The sequence below is a fragment of the Streptomyces sp. SID4985 genome (assembly GCF_009863025.1).
Classification (GTDB): Bacteria; Actinomycetota; Actinomycetes; order Streptomycetales; family Streptomycetaceae; genus Streptomyces.
The window spans coordinates 1-493 of record NZ_WWIR01000580.1 but is presented as its reverse complement, the minus strand read 5'-3'; the positions used below and the strand labels follow the sequence as shown (position 1 = coordinate 493).

The window sequence follows — 493 nt, the reverse complement described above, 5'->3', positions numbered from 1 at the left end:
GCCGGACTGATCTCCGTGGTCGCGCTCGGCGCCTCGCTGATGCCGTTCGGCACCTCGGACGGCGACGAGGCCGCCGCCCACGACGACCAGCGCCCGGTCGCCGCCCCCAGCGCCGCCCGCCCCAGCCACGCCCCCTCCCGCTCGGCCGCCCCGGCCACCACCCGCACGATCCCGGTCTCCCCGGCCCCGAGCACCTCGCGGACCCGCACCCGCCGCGCCACCCCGAGCCCCGAGCCCCGGACCAGCGCCCCCGCCACCGCACCCGCCCCGGGCCCCACCGGCGCGGCCTCCCACGCCCCCACCTGCCACGTCGCCTACCACCTGGACGACCAGTGGAGCAACGGCTTCCAGGCGACCCTCACCGTCACCACCGACGACGCCCTCACCGACTGGCAGCTGGCCTGGACCTTCGACGACGGCCAGCACATCGGCCAGACCTGGGACGCCACCCCCAACCAGTCCGGCACCCAGGTCACCGCCTCCGCCAAGAGCT

At 77.5% G+C, this 493-nt stretch carries 1 protein-coding gene; it reads left to right on the top strand.

The annotated features are described in order from the left end of the window. On the top strand, positions 1-493 hold a 493-nt coding region (locus GTW40_RS33600), incomplete at both ends, for a cellulose binding domain-containing protein (protein ID WP_202486384.1).